This window comes from Massilia pinisoli, assembly GCF_024753285.1.
Taxonomy (GTDB): domain Bacteria; phylum Pseudomonadota; class Gammaproteobacteria; order Burkholderiales; family Burkholderiaceae_D; genus Telluria; species Telluria pinisoli.
Genome location: NZ_JANUGW010000030.1, coordinates 47,328 through 64,745, shown reverse-complemented (window position 1 = coordinate 64,745; position 17,418 = coordinate 47,328). Strand labels below are relative to the sequence as shown.

General features: G+C 63.7%; 19 protein-coding genes. 17 read left to right on the top strand and 2 right to left on the bottom strand.

Features of this window, described 5'->3' with window-relative positions; translation table 11 throughout:
* The first annotated feature begins 37 nt into the window (after nt 1–37).
* Together NX784_RS26985 and NX784_RS26980 are read left to right on the top strand one after the other, a co-directional pair.
* Nucleotides 38–1,501: a glutamate synthase subunit beta gene (locus NX784_RS26985; protein ID WP_258819760.1), complete on the top strand. Its 1,464-nt coding sequence runs from the start codon at nt 38–40 to the stop codon at nt 1,499–1,501.
* 132 nt (nt 1,502–1,633) lie between these two features.
* A complete protein-coding gene (locus tag NX784_RS26980; RefSeq protein WP_258819759.1) occupies nt 1,634–2,632 on the top strand; it encodes a PA14 domain-containing protein in 999 nt (332 codons plus the stop codon).
* Nucleotides 2,633–2,958: 326 nt separating this feature from the next.
* Here the strand turns inward: NX784_RS26980 and NX784_RS26975 are convergent, their stop codons facing one another.
* Nucleotides 2,959–3,966 (bottom strand): CapA family protein, encoded by a 1,008-nt coding sequence (locus tag NX784_RS26975; protein WP_258819758.1) that lies wholly within the window; start codon nt 3,964–3,966, stop codon nt 2,959–2,961.
* 1 nt (nt 3,967) lies between these two features.
* Nucleotides 3,968–4,609 carry a dienelactone hydrolase family protein gene (locus NX784_RS26970; RefSeq protein ID WP_258819757.1) on the bottom strand — a complete coding sequence of 214 codons (642 nt, stop codon included), beginning with the start codon at nt 4,607–4,609 and terminating at the stop codon, nt 3,968–3,970.
* Between the two features lie 294 nt (nt 4,610–4,903).
* Here NX784_RS26970 and NX784_RS26965 point away from each other — a divergent pair, with 294 nt between their 5' ends.
* The 15 genes from NX784_RS26965 (at nt 4,904) to hisC (ending at nt 17,409) form a co-directional block, all read left to right on the top strand.
* Nucleotides 4,904–5,521, top strand: a complete 618-nt coding sequence (locus NX784_RS26965) for a PEP-CTERM sorting domain-containing protein (RefSeq protein ID WP_258819756.1) — start codon at nt 4,904–4,906, stop codon at nt 5,519–5,521.
* Between the two features lie 619 nt (nt 5,522–6,140).
* Entirely contained in the window at nt 6,141–6,944 is an 804-nt protein-coding gene (locus NX784_RS26960) for an ABC transporter ATP-binding protein (protein ID WP_258819755.1), read from the top strand.
* Nucleotides 6,941–7,720, top strand: a complete 780-nt coding sequence (mlaE, locus tag NX784_RS26955; RefSeq protein WP_258819754.1) for a lipid asymmetry maintenance ABC transporter permease subunit MlaE — start codon at nt 6,941–6,943, stop codon at nt 7,718–7,720. Before NX784_RS26960 ends, mlaE begins: the two co-directional genes overlap by 4 nt.
* 21 nt (nt 7,721–7,741) lie before the next feature.
* Nucleotides 7,742–8,215 carry an outer membrane lipid asymmetry maintenance protein MlaD gene (gene mlaD, locus NX784_RS26950; RefSeq protein ID WP_258819753.1) on the top strand — a complete coding sequence of 158 codons (474 nt, stop codon included), beginning with the start codon at nt 7,742–7,744 and terminating at the stop codon, nt 8,213–8,215.
* The gene (locus tag NX784_RS26945; RefSeq protein ID WP_258819752.1) at nt 8,212–9,117 is read left to right on the top strand and encodes an MlaA family lipoprotein; all 906 of its coding nucleotides are present in this window, start codon (nt 8,212–8,214) and stop codon (nt 9,115–9,117) included. Before mlaD ends, NX784_RS26945 begins: the two co-directional genes overlap by 4 nt.
* A 75-nt stretch (nt 9,118–9,192) precedes the next feature.
* Nucleotides 9,193–9,846 (top strand): MlaC/ttg2D family ABC transporter substrate-binding protein, encoded by a 654-nt coding sequence (locus NX784_RS26940; RefSeq protein ID WP_258819751.1) that lies wholly within the window; start codon nt 9,193–9,195, stop codon nt 9,844–9,846.
* Between the two features lie 2 nt (nt 9,847–9,848).
* Nucleotides 9,849–10,124, top strand: a complete 276-nt coding sequence (locus NX784_RS26935) for an STAS domain-containing protein (RefSeq protein ID WP_258819750.1) — start codon at nt 9,849–9,851, stop codon at nt 10,122–10,124.
* A gap of 111 nt (nt 10,125–10,235) precedes the next feature.
* Entirely contained in the window at nt 10,236–11,168 is a 933-nt protein-coding gene (locus tag NX784_RS26930) for an ABC transporter ATP-binding protein (RefSeq protein ID WP_258819749.1), read from the top strand.
* On the top strand, nt 11,165–11,932 hold the full coding sequence (locus NX784_RS26925) for an ABC transporter permease (protein WP_258819748.1): 768 nt from the start codon (nt 11,165–11,167) through the stop codon (nt 11,930–11,932). The genes NX784_RS26930 and NX784_RS26925 overlap by 4 nt, the downstream gene beginning before the upstream one ends.
* Before the next feature lie 6 nt (nt 11,933–11,938).
* Nucleotides 11,939–12,175 (top strand): BolA family protein, encoded by a 237-nt coding sequence (locus NX784_RS26920; RefSeq protein WP_258819747.1) that lies wholly within the window; start codon nt 11,939–11,941, stop codon nt 12,173–12,175.
* A gap of 6 nt (nt 12,176–12,181) precedes the next feature.
* Nucleotides 12,182–13,432, top strand: a complete 1,251-nt coding sequence (gene murA, locus NX784_RS26915; RefSeq protein ID WP_258819746.1) for a UDP-N-acetylglucosamine 1-carboxyvinyltransferase — start codon at nt 12,182–12,184, stop codon at nt 13,430–13,432.
* 53 nt (nt 13,433–13,485) lie between these two features.
* Nucleotides 13,486–14,160: an ATP phosphoribosyltransferase gene (hisG, locus tag NX784_RS26910; RefSeq protein WP_258819745.1), complete on the top strand. Its 675-nt coding sequence runs from the start codon at nt 13,486–13,488 to the stop codon at nt 14,158–14,160.
* 5 nt (nt 14,161–14,165) lie between these two features.
* Nucleotides 14,166–15,491 (top strand): histidinol dehydrogenase, encoded by a 1,326-nt coding sequence (gene hisD, locus NX784_RS26905; RefSeq protein WP_258819772.1) that lies wholly within the window; start codon nt 14,166–14,168, stop codon nt 15,489–15,491.
* Nucleotides 15,488–16,312, top strand: a complete 825-nt coding sequence (locus tag NX784_RS26900) for a DNA-methyltransferase (protein ID WP_258819744.1) — start codon at nt 15,488–15,490, stop codon at nt 16,310–16,312. Before hisD ends, NX784_RS26900 begins: the two co-directional genes overlap by 4 nt.
* Nucleotides 16,309–17,409 (top strand): histidinol-phosphate transaminase, encoded by a 1,101-nt coding sequence (hisC, locus tag NX784_RS26895; RefSeq protein WP_258819743.1) that lies wholly within the window; start codon nt 16,309–16,311, stop codon nt 17,407–17,409. Before NX784_RS26900 ends, hisC begins: the two co-directional genes overlap by 4 nt.
* The last annotated feature ends 9 nt before the right edge of the window (nt 17,410–17,418 follow it).

Here is a 17,418-nt window from a genome sequence, read left to right as displayed (position 1 = left end):
ATCTCTCTAGACCGAACCGAATACGATAGGAATACAAATGGGTAAGATCACCGGCTTCATGGAATTTCAGCGCCAGGAAGAAGACCACCTGGAACCCGCTGCCCGTCTCAAGAACTACAAGGAATTCTCGATCACCCTGACCGACGCGCAAGCGAAGGTCCAAGGTGCGCGCTGCATGGATTGCGGCATCCCGTTCTGCAACACGGGCTGCCCCGTCAACAACCAGATCCCCGACTGGAACGACCTGGTCTACCACGGCAACTACCGCTACGCCGTCGACAACCTGCACTCGACGAACAACTTCCCGGAATTCACGGGCCGCATCTGCCCGGCTCCGTGCGAAGCCGCCTGCACGCTGGGCATCAACAATGACCCGGTCGGCATCAAGTCGATCGAGCGCAAGATCGCCGACGCGGGCTGGGAACACGGCTGGATCGTGCCGCAACCGGCCGCCGTCAAGACCGGCAAGAAGGTCGCGATCATCGGCTCGGGCCCCGCAGGCCTGTCCGCCGCCCAGCAGCTGGCACGCGCCGGCCACGACGTGACGGTGTTCGAGAAGAACGACCGCGTGGGCGGCCTGCTGCGCTACGGCATCCCCGACTTCAAGATGGAGAAGGACCTGATCGACCGCCGCGTCGAGCAGATGAAGGCGGAAGGCGTGACCTTCCGTACGTCGACCCTGATCGGCAAGGACTTCCCGACGACCGTCAGCAACATGGCGCGCGACACCATCTTCCCGGAAGACCTCGTTAAGGACTACGACGCCGTCGTCATGGCCGGCGGCGCCGAAGCACCGCGCGACCTGCCGGTGCCGGGCCGCGACCTGAAGGGCGTGCACTTCGCGATGGACTTCCTGCCGCAGCAGAACCGCGTCAACGCGGGCGACAAAGTGAAAGACCAGATCAAGGCGACCGGCAAGCACGTGATCGTGATCGGCGGCGGCGACACGGGTTCCGACTGCGTGGGCACGTCGAACCGCCACGGCGCCGCCTCGGTGACGCAGTTCGAACTGATGCCGATGCCGCCGGAGCAGGAAAACAAGCCGCTCGTGTGGCCGTACTGGCCGACCAAGCTGCGCACGTCGTCGTCGCATGAAGAAGGCTGCGAGCGCGACTTCGCCGTCGCCACCAAGCGCTTCGAAGGCAAGGGTGGCAAGGTCGAAAAAATCATCGCCTGCCGCGTCGAGTGGAAAGACGGCAAGATGACGGAAGTGGCCGGCTCGGAATTCGAACTGAAGGCCGACCTCGTGCTGCTGGCGATGGGCTTCGTCTCGCCGGTGCAGCAGGTGCTGGATGCGTTCGGCGTGCAGAAGGATGCCCGCGGCAACGCGCGCGCCACGACGGACGGCGACGTGTGCTACCAGACGTCGGTGCCGAAAGTCTTCACGGCCGGCGACATGCGCCGCGGCCAGTCCCTGGTCGTGTGGGCGATCCGCGAAGGCCGCCAGTGCGCGCGCGCCGTCGATGAATTCCTGATGGGGGCGTCGGTGCTGCCGCGCTGATCGACGACCGTCCCGCCTGACCTCGACACCCTGCACCGCTTCGGCGTGCAGGGTGTTTTTATTTGCATGCACTCTTGATACTATTGTTCGGATAGCGAACGAATTCCCTGCGCAGAGGCCGGAGCGAGGCGTATGCATACCATGCAGCAGACCACCCGTCCTACCGAATCGCTGGATGAGCCGCCGCCGGGATGGTGGCGCCGGATCCGCCGCCGCGCATTGGCGCTTGCGCTCGTGATCCACTTGCTGCTGCTGTTCGCTTTCCTGCGGTCCGGCGCCGCGCCGCCCGCACCCACGCTGCCGGAGCGCAGCAGCACGGTCGTCATGATTCGGCTGCCGAAGCCGCCCGTGAAAAAAATCCCCGAGCCGGTGGCATCCGGCATCAAGCTCGCGGCCCGCCCCAGCGTGGGACTGCCGACAGCGAAGACGATCGAGCGCCGCTTGACGACGGTGCCGAAGGTCGACGTCGAGCCCCAGCTGACCCGCGCCGCCGTCGTCGATCCGCTGCCGAACCTGGCGGCGATCGATGCGGTGGCGAGCACGGTCGCCACCGGTGGCACAGGCAGCGCGGGGTCGGGAGCCGGTTCCACCGGCAGCGGCACCGGCAGCGGCGCGGTCGGCAAGTTGTTCGAGGAATGCGCGGACGCGCCTGACCGGCCGCTGGCGGCCGACGTGTACCGCCTGCCGCAAAATACGAACTCGGTGGATGCGATGCGCCAGCGCACACCGATCAAGCGCGTCTGCCTGTCCCAGCTCGACATCACGCCGCGCCCGTTCCGCCAAGGGTTTCCGGGCCTGGACGGATTGATCGAATGGTTCGGCCTGGACATCCGCTTCACCGTCGACATCGCCAGCGCGGGAAGATGGGAGCTGGGACTCGTCTCCGACGACGGCGCGATCCTGAGCATCGACGGCAAGGACGTCATCAACAACGACGGCGTGCATCGGGCGACGGCGCGCTGGACGCAGGTGAGACTGGCCAGCGGCGTGCGGAATTTCCGGGTGCGCTACTTCCAGGGGCCGCGCGAACACATCGCGCTCATGCTCGTGTGGCGGAAAGAGGGCGACAAGGAATTCGACTACATTCCTGTCAGTTTGCTGGGAAGGGTTGCCGTGCCGTCAGCGCGCTGACTCCCGGACTTCGCGCGTGGCTTGTAAGATAGAAGCTTCGTTCAAAGCAAGCACATTGGAGCGCTGATATGTCGAGGTGGTTGGTGTGGATCGGATGCATCGCGATCGTCATCGGGCTCGTCCCGACGTTGGCCGACTATCTTCCCGTGGACCTTTGGGGCTTGGTGACGGATCCGGTGGGCCGGATACATGGCGGTCATATGCGGGTCGTCCCTACCTACGGCGGCAGGGGATATTCATGCGATCCATTTGTCGTGGGCGGATTCGTCGTGCTGATTGCAGCGATGATTCTCAAGCGCTCCGGCCGGTAGCGCTTCGACGGCTGATCACTCGTGCGGCGTGGCCGCGGCCCGCTCGACGACGAGCATGTCATCTTCCATCCGCGCCGTTGTCGCGAGATCGCGGCACAGCGCCTGCATACGCGCATAGATCCACGCGCGCTGCGTATGGTCCGCCGGCACCGCGCGGCCACGCCGGATGAAGACGGGGTGCAGCACGATGCGCCGCAAGACGTCGTTGTCCAGCTGCACCTCGAACAGCAGCTGGTGATCGTTGCGCAGGTCGGGGTCGATCGCGTAGTCATCGACGAGGTCGCCGCACGCGTAGAGGATCGGGCAGTCGCGGTACAGCTCGACGCCGTGGAAGATGTGCGCGCTGTGGCCATAGACGATCTTCCAGCCCATGTCGATGGCGGCATACGCGAGGCGGCGCAGGTGCGGGCCCGGTGCCGTCACCATATTCGGTCCCCAGTGCAGCGACAGGATCGTCCAGCGCACGCCCGCCGCGCGCAGGGGCGCGAGCGCGCGTGCGAAGGCGTCGATGGCGGCCGTCTCGTCGTGCAGGTCGAGCCAGGCGATGCCGGGCTTATCGTCCGCCGCGGCGAAATCGTCCTGGTGGTCGCAGAACGCCGCCATGCCGACCAATATCGCACCGCAGGGCACGATGGCCGGCGCCAGCGCTTGCCCGAGGTCCGCGCCCGCGCCCGCGTGGGCGATGACGTGCGCGTCCAGGACGCGCACCGTGTCGGCCAGGCCTTGCATGTCGTAGTCGAGGCTGTGGTTGTTCGCCACACTGACGAGGCGGATGCCGGCATCGGACAGCGCCTGTCCCCCTTCGGGCGGTCCGGCAAAATAATAAGCTTTCGGTGCGCCATGCCAGCGGGTCGTGCCGTCAGTGAGCGCGCACTCCAGGTTGACGATGACGAGGTCGGCGGACCGCAGCAGCGGCGCCAGCGCGCCGAGGGGCGCATGGATGCCGTCGCGCCGCATGACGTCGCGGACGTGCCGGCCCAGCATGACGTCGCCGCCGAACATGAGGCGGAGCGGCGCCGCCACGTCAGCCGCCCGCGAAATAGCCGGCGAACCAGTCGGCCGCGAGGCGCGCCACCTCGTCCAGCGTGCCCGGCTCTTCGAACAGGTGCGTGGCGCCGGGGACGATCATCAGCCGCTTCACGCAGCCCAGTTCCGCGTACGCCTGCTCGTTCAGCGCGATGACGGGCTCGTCGGCGCCGCCCACGATGAGGAGTGTCGGCGCCTCGACGGCGCGCAAGGCGTCAAGGCCGGCCAGGTCAGGCCGCCCGCCGCGCGACACGACTGCCGCGACGGGCACGGCCGGATCGGCCGCCAGTTGCAGTGCGGCGGCGGCGCCCGTGCTGGCGCCGAACAGGCCGAGGGGCAGAGCAGTCGTCGCTTCCTGTGCGCCGAGCCAGGCTGCGGCCGCGCGCAGGCGGCCTACCAGTAGGGCGATGTCGAAACGGTTGTAGGTCTGCCGGTCTTCGCCCGGCGTCAACAGGTCCAGCAACAGGGTGCCGATGCCGGCGTCGCGCAGCACGCGCGCCACGTGGTTGTTGCGCGGACTGAGCCGGCTGCTGCCGCTGCCGTGCGCGAACAGTACGACGCCGGCCGCGGAGCGGGGCAGTTCCAGCATGCCTTCCATCGTGGTCGTGCCGCTGTCGATGTGGATAAGTGCTGTCGTCATCGTTTCTGCTCCCCAATACGTCGATACCACTGAACACTTTAATTCCGCAGCTTGAAGATTATTCCGCGACCGTTTTATGAGAAGGATATTCGGTTTGAATAAGACTTGCTGTCGTCCTGTGCGTTCCAACTATTCGAAATAACTTTGAGGAAAATCTATATGACGTCGAAGAATCTTACATTAATAGTTATGCAAAATAGTTGACTTTTTGCAAATAGTTGATTTCGTGAAGATTTTCAAATTGGCATGATCCTTGCAATTAAGTTATTACAACCAACCTGAAAGGATTTCCATATGAAATATCCGTTTTCGTATGCTGCCGCCGCGGTTCTCTTGGTGCTGTCGTGCAGCGCCCAAGCCTCCCCGATCACTTCACCCGGTGATCCGGCGCTGACGGGCGCGACCGTCCAGAACTTCGACTCCGTTGCTGCCGGGGATTATTTGTCCCTGTCGCTTCCTGGTGTCACCATTAACGGTAACGGCAGTCCCGTAACTATCTGCAACGGCTGTGGAGGTGGCAGTGGCGCGTTTGGTGACGTCGGCAATAGCCTGCAGAATACGTTCGGTTCGCCGGCGAGTTTCGACCTGGTTTTCACGGCGCCAGTGTCCGCATTCGGCATCCAAGGCGGCGCGTTCAATGGCGTATGGACCTATACCGCGTACGATTCCCTTGACAACGTGATCGAGACGCTCAACGTGAACCACCCATGCTGCGGCCCGTTCTTCGATGGCATCGCGCATGACGGCATCGCGCGCGTCAACCTGAACGGCAGCGGCGATTGGGTTGTTTTCGAGAACCTGCAATTTGTCGCAGGTTCCATTACTGACGTCCCCGAACCGGCGACTCTTGCCCTGTTCGGTCTCGGTTTTGCCGGTCTCGTCCGTTCGGCCAGGCGCAAGCAAACGTCGTAATACCGACGAAGCCCGGTCCCGCGCCGGGCGTTCGCGGACGCTGTCGTCCTGAGACCAACTTCATCCTGCTAGCCGATAACTGAAGGTTTTGTTACGCGCGCTAATCCGCCCGCAAGTGCGATAAGCGACATCGTCGCGTCGACGATCTGCGTTTTGGCCGGTCACGATCGCATCCGGCCAGCCCCGCCAATCACGTGCACGAACCGCATTCTTGCTCGATCGGCCCAAGTTTTGCGGCATTCGCTCCGAACCGATATAGAACCTCCCGACGCAACCGCACCGATGTTGCTTGATCCTGGGCGAGAAATACTGATATCGCGTTGGCTGTCTCTTGCTCCCGCCAGCCTCCGGAAGCTTGTTCGCTTCATCAGCACGACTGGTGCTAACCACCCGCTGAGCAGTATTTCCGCATGGAATTTGTTACAATATTTTAATGTCGTGCAACACTCCTTGTATGCATAAGTTAGTAAAAACAAGCACTTATCTTCAAAAATATCTGACTCAAGATTTAGTAATGTTGTAATATCACGTCGATAACATGCCCGGAACTTGGCCGCGTTCTGCAGGCATTGGCCTTTCTGCACTACAATACGGGATTCTCAAAATACCAATACTCACTGTGTCCAACCTCGTCGAAATCCGCGACCTGCATTTTTCGTATGGCGATCGCCCGATCCTGCAGAACCTGAGCATGGACTTCCCGCGCGGTAAACTGGTTGCCGTGATGGGCGGCTCGGGTTCCGGCAAGACGACGGTGCTGCGCCTGATCGGCGGACAGATCAAGGCACAACGCGGCACCGTCGCGGTGAACGGCGAGATCGTGAACCAGCTCGATACGGACGGCTTGTACCGCATGCGCCGCAAGATGGGCATGCTGTTCCAGTTCGGCGCCCTCTTCACCGACCTCACCGTGTTCGAGAACGTGGCGTTCCCGCTGCGCGAGCACACGTCGCTGCCGGACGAACTGATCCGCGACCTCGTGCTGATGCGCCTCAATGCCGTCGGCCTGCGCAACGCGGCGGGGCTGAAGCCGAACGAGATCTCGGGCGGCATGGCGCGCCGCGTGGCGCTCGCGCGCGCCGTCGCGCTCGACCCCGCGCTGATCATGTACGACGAGCCGTTCGCCGGCCTCGATCCGATCTCGATGGGCGTCACGGCCAACCTGATCCGCAACCTGAACGACGCGCTCGGCTCGACGTCGATCGTGGTGTCCCACGACGTGAACGAAACCTTCATGATTGCCGACTATGTGTACTTCCTGTCCGCCGGCAAGATCGTCGCCGCGGGCACGCCGGACGAGATGCGCCGCTCGAGCGATCCGTACGTCAAGCAGTTCGTGAACGCGGAGCCGGACGGGCCCGTGCCGTTCCACTATCCCGGTAAATCGCTCGCCGAAGACCTGGGCCTGGAGGTCCAGCGATGACCAATGTCCTCGGCTTCATCGGCGGCTTCGTGCTCGACACCGTCGCGCGTGTGGGCGTCGTCACGCGCTCGTTCTTCGGCCTCGCGGCCAAGTCGCCCGGCGCGCTGCGCCGGCCCACCTTGATCTCGGAACAAATCCATTTCATCGGCAATTATTCGCTGCTGATCATCACCGTGTCGGGTCTGTTCGTCGGCATGGTGCTGGGCCTGCAGGGCTATTACACGCTGAGCCAGTTCGGCGCCGAGGAAAAGCTCGGCCAGCTGGTGGCGCTGTCGCTGCTGCGCGAGCTGGGGCCCGTCGTGACGGCGCTGCTGTTCGCGGGCCGCGCGGGCACGTCGCTGACGGCCGAAATCGGCCTCATGAAGGCGGGCGAGCAATTGACCGCGATGGAAATGATGGCCGTCAATCCGATCCAGCGCGTGCTGGCGCCCCGTTTCTGGGCCGGTCTGATCGCCATGCCCGTGCTGGCCGCCGTGTTTTCCGCGATCGGCGTGATCGGCGGTTACCTCGTCGGCGTGCAGCTGATCGGCGTGGACGAAGGCGCGTTCTGGTCGCAGATGCAGGCGAACATCGACGTGCGCCGCGATATTTTGAATGGGGTGATCAAGAGCTTCGTGTTCGGCATCGCCGTGACGTTCACGGCGCTGTTCCAGGGCTATGAAGCGCAGCCGACGCCGGAAGGCGTGTCGCGCGCCACGACGCGGACTGTCGTCATCGCGTCGCTGATGGTGCTCGGGCTGGACTTCATCATGACCGCCTTGATGTTCAACAAGTAATCTGAAATTTGGGAAAAAGTTATGCATCGTAAATCCATTGACGTCTGGGTCGGCCTTTTTGTCTTGTTGGGTGCGTTATCGCTCCTTTTCCTGGCGCTCAAAGCCGGTAACATGAGCTCGATCTCGTTCAGCAAGACGTATTCGATCACGGGTCGTTTCGACAACATCGGCGGCCTGAAGCCCCAGTCCCCCGTCAAGAGCGCGGGCGTGGTCGTGGGCCGCGTGGGCGAGATCTCGTTCGACGACAAGACCTTCCAGGCGCTCGTCCGTCTCGATCTGAATCCTGCTTACAAGTTCCCGAAGGACAGCTCCTTGAAGATCCTGACCTCGGGCCTGCTGGGCGAGCAATACATCGGCCTCGAAGCCGGTGGCGATACGAACAACCTCGTCGAAGGCGACCGCATCACGCGGACGCAATCGGCAGCAGTGCTCGAAGACTTGATCAATCAATTTATTTACAGCAAAGCAGCCGACGGAAAGGACAGTAGCAAATGACGAACCGCAATGACACCGCCTCGCCGCGCACCCGCACTGGCCTGGCGCTGGCACTCGGTGCAGCCGTATTGCTGAGCGGCTGCGCGACGACCGCCAATCCGAAGGACCCGTTCGAGAAGTTCAACCGTGCCATGTTCAGCTTTAACGACACGGTCGACCGCGTCGCGCTGAAGCCGGCCGCCACCGCCTACAAGAACGTCACGCCCGGCTTCGTGCAAACCGGTGTGAACAATTTCTTCGGTAACTTGACGGACCTGTGGAGCTCGCTGAACAATTTCGCCCAGCTGAAGGCGGAAGACGGCTTCAACGATTTCATGCGTTTTGCCGTGAACTCGACGCTGGGCATCGTCGGCGTGCTGGACATCGCCACCCCGGCCGGCCTGCGCAAGCATAACGAAGACCTCGGCCAGACCCTCGGTTATTGGGGCGTGCCGAGCGGTCCGTACTTGATGTTGCCGCTGCTGGGCCCATCTACGGTGCGCGACACCATGGCCTTGCCCGGTGACTGGTGGGGCGATTCGTGGACCCACGTGAACGACATTCCGTGGCGCAATGGTGGCGTCGCCCTGCGCGCGGTCGACCAGCGCGCCAGCGTGCTGGATGCATCGAATCTGCTCGAAGACGCCGCCCTCGACCGTTACGAATTCATCCGTGACGGCTATATGCAGCGCCGCAGCAGCAAGGTGCTCGATACCGACAAGGCACAGGAACGTGCCGACAAAGTCCATGAAAAGCTGGAGAAGGTCCAGGAGAAAGTCGAAGCCAAGCTGGGCGTGAAGCTGGGACCGAAGGAAGTTCCGGAAGACAACGGCGACACGGCCGCACCGGCACCCGCCGAAGGTTCGGCACCGAATAATCCGCCGACGCCGGCACCCGTGTCATCCGAACCGGCCCGGAAATAGTTAACACCGGTACAGCCAGGCTGTCCGCGCACCCCGCGGGACCGCTTGGTCAGCCCAATCAGATAAAGGAAGCGTATGAAGCCCATCGCACAATTGATCGTGACCGCCGCCGCCGTGGCCTTTTCCACGAGCGTGATCGCTGCCCCGGCCGCAGCAACCAATGAAGCACCGGACGTCCTCGTCAAGCGCGTCAGCACCGACGTCATCGACAGCGTCAAGGCCGACAAGGACATCCAGGCCGGCAATACCAAAAAGATCATGGATCTGGTCAACACCAAGATCCTGCCGTACGTCGATTCGGAAAAGATGACGGCCCAGGCCGCCGGCCGCTTCTGGCGCCAGGCGACGCCGGACCAGCAGAAGCAGCTGGCGGAAGAATTCCGCACGCTGCTCGTGTATACGTACGCCGGTGCGCTGTCGCAGATCAAGAACGAAACGGTCGAGTTCAAGCCGTTCCGCGGCCAGCCGGGCGATTCGGAAGTGGAAGTGAAATCGCAGGTCAACCTGACCCGCGGCGAGCCGATCACTCTGAACTACCGCCTGTCCAAGGGCGCGCAGGGCTGGAAGATCTTCGACCTGAACGTCATGGGCGCCTGGCTGGTCGAAACCTACAAGAGCACTTTTGCCTCGGAAATCGGCAAGGGCGGCATCGACGGCCTGATCAAGAAGCTGCACGACCGCAACGAGCAGCTGGCCAACAAGCCGCTCAACAAGGCCCCGCAGAAGTAAGCATGGCGGAAGCGAACCCCATGCTCTCGCTCGAAGCCCTGACGTTCGACAACGCGCAAGCGGCGTTGGCGCAGGGCTGCGCGGCCGTGACGGCCGGCGAAACCGTGTTCGACCTCGGCGGCGTCAAGGCCGCCGATTCCTCGGCCCTGGCTCTGATGCTGGCCTGGCAGCGCCGCGCGCAGGGGCAGGGGCGCAGCGTCAAGTTCATCAATGTGCCGGCCAACGTCGATGCGCTGGCGAAGCTGTACGGCGTCGACGGTCTCCTCGGCCGCGCGTAACGACCCGCGCGACCCAATCCTTGAAAACGCCACGGCCCGGAACGCCGTGGCGTTTTCTTCTATAATGGTCCGTTTCCCCCGCATGGTCCCGGCCCGCCGGCTCCCCAACGCATGACAGCAGCCATCCAGATCGACAGCGTCGAGAAAAGCTATAAGGGTTTCAAAGCCCTGAAGGGCGTTTCACTGAATATCGAGCAAGGCGAATTCTTTGGCCTGCTCGGCCCGAACGGCGCCGGCAAGACCACCCTGATTTCGACGATCGCCGGCCTCATTCGCCCGGACGTCGGCAGCGTGCGCATCCACGGCCACGACGTCGTCAAGGATTTCCGCGACGCCCGGATGAAGCTGGGCGTCGTGCCGCAGGAACTCGTGTTCGACCCGTTCTTCACCGTGCGCGAAACCTTGCGCCTGCAATCGGGCTACTTCGGCCTGAAGAACAACGACAAGTGGATCGACGAGGTCATGGAAAACCTCGACCTCACCCCGAAGGCCGACGTCAACATGCGTGCGCTGTCCGGCGGGATGAAGCGCCGCGTGCTCGTCGCACAGGCCCTCGTGCACAAGCCGCCCGTGATCGTGCTGGACGAACCGACGGCCGGCGTCGACGTCGAACTGCGCCAGACGTTATGGAAATTCATTTCGCGCCTGAACCGCGAAGGCCACACGGTCGTCCTGACGACGCACTACCTCGAAGAAGCGCAGGCCATGTGCCAGCGCGTCGCCATGCTCAAGACGGGCAACGTCGTCGCGCTGGACACCATGTCGCAGCTGCTGCGCCGCGTGTCCGGGTCGTCGCTCGTCGTGCACCTGAAGCATGGCGGCTTGCCGGAAGGCCTGCGTCACCTCGTCGCACACGATGAGCACAACGACGGCAACAAATACACGTTGCGCGTGAACGAATACAGCGAAGTGGAAGGCATCCTCGCGCGCCTGCGCGAATCGGGCGCGGAGATCGACGAGATGCAGCTGCAGCAGGCCGACCTGGAAGACATTTTTATCCAGATCATGGAAGGCGCATCTCAAGCTGGAGTATCGATCCGATGAACACGTTTTCCGTAGGCTTCCGCACGCTGTTCTTCAAAGAGATCCTGCGCTTCTGGAAGGTCGCCACGCAAACCATCGCGGCGCCCGTCGTCAGCGCGATGCTGTACCTGCTGATTTTCGGCCACGTGCTCGATGGCCGCGTCGAGATGCTGGATGGCGTCAGCTACACGTCGTTCCTCGTCCCCGGCCTCGTGATGATGAGCGTGCTGCAGAACGCGTTCGCCAACTCGTCGTCGTCACTGATCCAGTCCAAGATCACGGGCAACCTCGTGTTCATCCTGCTGCCGCCGCTGTCGCACGTGGAGATTTTGTCCGCGTACGTGGTGGCGTCCGTCGTGCGCGGCCTCGCGGTCGGCTTCGGCGTGTTCGTCATCACGGCGTGGTTCGCGCACCTGTCGTTCGTGGCGCCGCTGTGGATTATCGTGTTCGCGCTGCTGGGCGCCGGCATCCTGGGCACGCTGGGCGTCATCGCCGGCATCTGGGCGGAAAAGTTCGACCAGCTCGCGGCGTTCCAGAACTTTTTGATCACGCCAGCAACATTTTTGGCCGGTGTGTTCTATTCCATTAAGAAACTTCCGCCATTCTGGTTGGCAGTCTCGCATTTCAACCCGTTCTTTTATATGATTGACGGGTTCCGCTATGGTTTCTTTGGCCAGTCCGACGTGTCGCCCTGGACCAGCCTGGGCATCGTCGCCGTCTTCTTCGTGGCCTTGGCCGCTATCGCAATCAATCTGCTTCGCCGCGGCTACAAGCTGCGTCACTGACAAAACATGGTTACTACACCCGAACTGATCCACGGCTACATCCAGAAAGGCCTGGCGTGCACCCACCTCGAAGTGGAGGGCGACGGCCAGCATTTCAGCGCCGTCATCGTCTCGCCCGCGTTTGCCGGCAAGAGCCGCATCCAGCGCCACCAGATCGTCTATGCCGCCCTGGGCGACCGCATGCGCGAGGAAATCCACGCGCTGTCGATGAAGACGCTGACCCCGGACGAGTACCAAGGATAACAACGCATGGACAAGCTCCAGATCGTCGGCGGCAATCGCCTGAACGGTGACATCCCCATCTCGGGCGCGAAGAACGCGGCCCTCCCGATCCTGTGCGCGGGCCTGCTGACGGGCGGCGACCTCGCCCTGTCGAACGTGCCGCGCCTGCACGACGTGCGCACGATGCTGCGCCTGCTCGAGCAGACCGGTCTGAAAGTCACGCAGGACGACGAGAACGTCGTGCTGAACGGCTCCGCCATCAACACCCTCGTCGCACCTTATGAACTGGTGAAGACGATGCGCGCGTCGATCCTCGTGCTGGGCCCGATGCTGGCGCGCTTCGGCGAAGCCAAGGTGTCGCTGCCGGGCGGCTGCGCGATCGGTTCGCGTCCCGTCGACCAGCACATCAAGGGCCTGCGCCAGATGGGCGCCGACATCACGATCGAAGGCGGCTACATCCACGCGAAGGCATCCCGCCTGAAGGGCGCCCGCATCCACACGGACATGATCACCGTGACCGGCACCGAGAACCTCTTGATGGCCGCCACCCTGGCCGACGGTGAGACCGTGCTGGAAAACGCCGCGCGCGAGCCGGAAGTGACGGACCTCGCGAACATGCTCGTCGCGATGGGCGCAAAGATCGACGGCATCGGCACCGACCGCCTCGTCGTGCAGGGCGTCGACAGCCTGCACGGCACCGAGCACTCGGTGATCTCCGATCGCATCGAAGCGGCCACGTTCCTGTGCGCCGTCGCGGCGACGGGCGGCGACATCCGCATCACGCGCACCCGCACCGACATCTTCGACGTCGCCATCGACAAGCTGCGCGAGATGGGCGTCCAGCTGACCGTGGAAGGCGACAGCATCCGCGCGCGCATGGACGGCCGCCCGCAGCCCGTGTCGTTCCGCACGACGGAATACCCCGGCTTCCCGACCGACATGCAAGCCCAGTTCATGGCCGTGAACACGATCGCGAACGGGTCGAGCATGGTCACCGAAACGATCTTCGAGAACCGCTTCATGCACGTGCAGGAAATGAACCGCCTGGGCGCGCAGATCTCCACCGAGGGCAACACCGCATTCATCAAGGGCGTCGACCGCCTCGTCGGCGCGCCCGTGATGGCGACCGACCTGCGCGCATCCGCCTCGCTCGTGATCGCCGGCCTGGCCGCCGAGGGCACGACCCTCGTCGACCGCATCTATCACCTCGATCGCGGCTACGACCGGATGGAGGCGAAGTTGTCGGCGGTGGGCGCGGACATCGTACGCATCAAATAAAAGCAGGCGGGCCGGCCCTCGAACAGGGCACGGCCTGCCGGAACGACATTCTCATGAACGACACTACTCGGGACAGCTCGCAGCTGATCCTCGCCCTCTCGAAGGGCCGCATCTTCGAAGACACGCTGCCGCTGCTGGCTGCGGCCGGCATCGAGGTCCTGGAAAATCCGGAAACCTCGCGCAAGCTGATCCTCGCCACCAACGATCCCGGCATCCGCGTGCTGATCGTGCGTGCCACCGACGTGCCGACGTACGTCCAGCATGGCGCCGCCGACTTCGGCGTCGCCGGCAAGGACGTGCTGCTGGAGCACGGCGGCGAAGGCCTGTACCAGCCGATCGATTTGCAGATCGCCTGCTGCCGCATGTCCGTGGCCGTCAACGCCGGCTTCGACTACGACAACGCCGTGCGCCAGGGCGCGCGCCTGCGCGTCGCGACGAAGTTCGTGCACACGGCACGCGAGCACTTCGCGAAGAAGGGCGTGCACGTCGACCTGATCAAGCTGTATGGCTCGATGGAGCTGGCGCCGCTGGTCGGCCTGTCGGATGCCATCGTCGACGTCGTGTCGACGGGCGGTACCCTACGGGCCAACAACCTGGTCGAAGTGGAAAAGATCATGGAGATTTCGTCGCGCCTCGTCGTCAACCAGGCCGCCTTGAAACTCAAGCGCGCGCGCCTGCAACCGATCCTCGACGCGTTCGAACGCGCGTCCAAGCAGCAGCAATGCTAACGACCATGTCCATCACGATCCGCAAACTCGATTCCACCGCTGCCGACTTCCAGCAGACGCTGTCCACGCTGCTCGCGTTCGAAGCCGAGACCGACGACGCCATCGAATCGGCCGTCGCGAAGATCCTCGCCGACGTGAAGGCCCGCGGCGACGCTGCCGTGCTGGAATACACGAACAAGTTCGATCGCCTGCCGAACGGCGGCGCCACGAGCATGGCCGCCCTCGACGTCGGCCAGGAAGAATTGCAGACGGCCCTGGATTCGCTGCCGGAAGCGCAACGCGCTGCGTTAAAAACGGCCGCAGAACGCATCAGCGTCTTCCACGAACGCCAGAAGCAGGAACTGAACGGCTTCACGTATACGGAGCCGGACGGCACCGTGCTGGGCCAGCGCGTGACGCCGCTGGACCGCGTCGGCATCTACGTCCCGGGCGGCAAGGCCGCGTATCCGTCGTCCGTGCTGATGAACGCGATCCCCGCGCAAGTGGCCGGTGTGAAGGAAATCGTGATGGTCGTGCCGACGCCGGATGGCGTCAAGAACCGCATGGTGCTGGCGGCCGCCGCGATCGCGGGCGTCACGCGCGTGATCACGATCGGCGGCGCGCAAGCCGTCGGCGCGCTCGCCTACGGCACGGCGACGATTCCTCCGGTGGATAAAATCGTCGGCCCGGGCAATGCGTACGTCGCCGCCGCCAAGCGCCGCGTGTTCGGCGTCGTCGGCATCGACATGATCGCGGGCCCGTCGGAAATCCTCGTGCTGTGCGACGGCACGACGGACCCGGACTGGGTCGCGATGGACCTGTTCTCGCAGGCCGAGCACGACGAACTGGCGCAGGCGATCCTGCTGTGCCCCGATGCGGACTACATCGCGCAAGTCGAGGCGAGCATCCACAAGCTGCTGCCGACGATGCCGCGAAAGGACACGATCGCCACGTCGATGACGGACCGCGGCGCCCTCATTAAAGTGCGCGACATGGATGAAGCGTGCGCCATCGCGAATGCCATCGCGGCGGAACACCTGGAAATCTCGGCCGAAGAGCCGCTCAAGTGGGCGGACAAGATCCGTCACGCGGGCGCGATGTTCCTGGGCCGCTTCTCGTCCGAATCGCTGGGCGACTACTGCTGCGGCCCGAACCACGTGCTGCCGACGTCGCGCACGGCGCGCTTCTCGTCGCCGCTGGGCGTGTACGATTTCCAGAAGCGTTCGTCGATCCTGTTCGTCTCGCAGGCCGGCGCGCAAACGCTCGGCAAGGTCGCGGCCGAACTCGCGTACGGCGAAGGCCTGCAGGCCCACGCGCGCAGCGCAGAACTCAGGATCGAATCGGGATCATGACGGCCTGGCTCGATCAGGTCTTCTGCGAAGATGCGCTGGCCGGCATGGCACGCATCCCCGACGGCAGTATCGACCTGATCCTGACGGACCCGCCGTATAATCTCGGCAAGGATTACGGCAACGGCTCGGACCAGCAGAGCAGCGAGGATTACCTCGCGTGGACCGAGCGCTGGATCGATGTCGCGCTGCCGAAGCTGAAAGACAACGGCAGCCTGTACATCTTTCTCACCTGGCGCTTCGCGCCGGAGATCTTCGTCATGCTCAAGCGGCGCATGACGATGATGAACGAGATCATCTGGGACCGCCGCGTCCCCTCGATGGGGGGCAGCACTCGAAGCTTTACCTCGGTGCACGACACCATCGGCTTCTTCGTGAAGCGCAAGGATTATTATTTCGACTTGGACTCCGTGCGTATCCCGTACGACGCCGAGACGAAGAAGGCGCGATCCCGCTCGATCTTCGTTGGCGCCAAGTGGCTGGAAGTGGGTTACAACCCGAAGGACCTGTGGAGCGTGTCGCGGCTGCATCGCGAACATGCGGAACGGGTCGACCATCCGACCCAGAAGCCGCTCGAGATCATCGAGCGCATGGTCAAGGCGTCATGCCCGCCGGGCGGCGTCGTGCTCGACCCGTTCATGGGCAGCGGCACGACGGCACTGGCCGCGCAACGCCTCGGCCGGCGTTTCACCGGCTTCGAACTGAACCCCGCCTACTGCGCGATCATCGCGGAACGCTTGTCCGCCCCCGCGCAGCCGGCCACCAAGAAACAACGCAAGAGCGTCCGCATCGACGCCGCCACCGAAGGAGTGAATCAGGAATGAGCAGGACCAACATCGACAATCTCATCGCCAACACGATCCGCGAAGACGTCCGGTCCGGCCATGGCTACACCGTCCCCGATTCGAGCGGCTACATCAAGCTGGACGCGATGGAAAATCCGTACCAGCTGCCCGAGCCGCTGCGCGTGGAACTGGCCCAGCGCCTGGCGGACGCCGTCCTGAACCGCTATCCGCTCGCGTCGTATGCCACGCTGAAGGAAAAGATCCGCACCAAGCTCGGCGTGCCGGCCGGCTACGACGTCATCCTCGGCAACGGCTCCGACGAGATCATCTCGATTTTGTGCATGGCTTGCTCGCGGCAAGACAAGCGTGCGGTCGTGATGGCGCCCACGCCCGCGTTCGTGATGTTCCAGCGTTCCGCCCAGTTCGCCGGCATGGATTACGTCGGGGTGCCGCTGAAGAGCGACTTCTCGCTCGACCTGCCCGCCATGCTGGCCGCGATCGAGAAGCACAAGCCGTCGCTCGTGTTCCTCGCGTACCCGAACAACCCGACGGGCAACCTGTACGCCGAAGCCGACATGGTCGCCATCATCGAGGCGCTGGGCGAGGACGGCATCGTCGTCTCGGACGAGGCCTACCAGCCGTTCGCCCGCACGACTTTCATGGACAAGCTGCCGCGGTACCCGAACCTCGTCGTGATGCGCACGCTGTCGAAGCTGGGCCTGGCCGGCATCCGCCTGGGCTACCTGGCCGCGGCGCCCGCCCTGCTGGACCAGTTCGACAAGGTGCGCCCGCCGTACAACGTCAACGTGCTGACCCAGGTGGCGGCGGAATTCGCGCTCGACCACGTGGACGTTCTGGATGAGCAGGCCGCGCGCCTGAACGAAGCCCGTACCGAGCTGTCCGCCGCGCTGGCCGCGCTGCCGGGCGTGACGGTGTTTCCGTCCAGCGCCAATTTCATCACGTTGCGCGTGCCGGATGCCGACAAGTCGTGCGCTAAACTGTTCGCAGAACGGGTACTGATTAAAAATTTGAGTAGAATGCATGAATTGCTGGCCAATTGCATCCGTGTGACGGTCAGCACCCCGGAAGAAAACTCCGTATTCCTGAATGCCCTGAAGGCTTCCCTGCAAGCCTGATACCGCCGA

Bases quoted from the DNA above. Each gene is read 5' to 3' on its own strand.
- hisC (WP_258819743.1), top strand. From the start codon at position 16,309: ATGAGCAGGACCAACATCGACAATCTCATCGCCAACACGATCCGCGAA.
- mlaE (WP_258819754.1), top strand. From the start codon at position 6,941: ATGACCAATGTCCTCGGCTTCATCGGCGGCTTCGTGCTCGACACCGTC.
- NX784_RS26945 (WP_258819752.1), top strand. From the start codon at position 8,212: ATGACGAACCGCAATGACACCGCCTCGCCGCGCACCCGCACTGGCCTG.
- NX784_RS26935 (WP_258819750.1), top strand. From the start codon at position 9,849: ATGGCGGAAGCGAACCCCATGCTCTCGCTCGAAGCCCTGACGTTCGAC.
- mlaD (WP_258819753.1), top strand. From the start codon at position 7,742: ATGCATCGTAAATCCATTGACGTCTGGGTCGGCCTTTTTGTCTTGTTG.
- hisD (WP_258819772.1), top strand. From the start codon at position 14,166: ATGTCCATCACGATCCGCAAACTCGATTCCACCGCTGCCGACTTCCAG.
- murA (WP_258819746.1), top strand. From the start codon at position 12,182: ATGGACAAGCTCCAGATCGTCGGCGGCAATCGCCTGAACGGTGACATC.
- NX784_RS26925 (WP_258819748.1), top strand. From the start codon at position 11,165: ATGAACACGTTTTCCGTAGGCTTCCGCACGCTGTTCTTCAAAGAGATC.
- NX784_RS26985 (WP_258819760.1), top strand. From the start codon at position 38: ATGGGTAAGATCACCGGCTTCATGGAATTTCAGCGCCAGGAAGAAGAC.
- NX784_RS26970 (WP_258819757.1), bottom strand. From the start codon at position 4,609: ATGACGACAGCACTTATCCACATCGACAGCGGCACGACCACGATGGAA.
- NX784_RS26920 (WP_258819747.1), top strand. From the start codon at position 11,939: ATGGTTACTACACCCGAACTGATCCACGGCTACATCCAGAAAGGCCTG.
- hisG (WP_258819745.1), top strand. From the start codon at position 13,486: ATGAACGACACTACTCGGGACAGCTCGCAGCTGATCCTCGCCCTCTCG.
- NX784_RS26930 (WP_258819749.1), top strand. From the start codon at position 10,236: ATGACAGCAGCCATCCAGATCGACAGCGTCGAGAAAAGCTATAAGGGT.
- NX784_RS26900 (WP_258819744.1), top strand. From the start codon at position 15,488: ATGACGGCCTGGCTCGATCAGGTCTTCTGCGAAGATGCGCTGGCCGGC.
- NX784_RS26965 (WP_258819756.1), top strand. From the start codon at position 4,904: ATGAAATATCCGTTTTCGTATGCTGCCGCCGCGGTTCTCTTGGTGCTG.
- NX784_RS26980 (WP_258819759.1), top strand. From the start codon at position 1,634: ATGCATACCATGCAGCAGACCACCCGTCCTACCGAATCGCTGGATGAG.
- NX784_RS26940 (WP_258819751.1), top strand. From the start codon at position 9,193: ATGAAGCCCATCGCACAATTGATCGTGACCGCCGCCGCCGTGGCCTTT.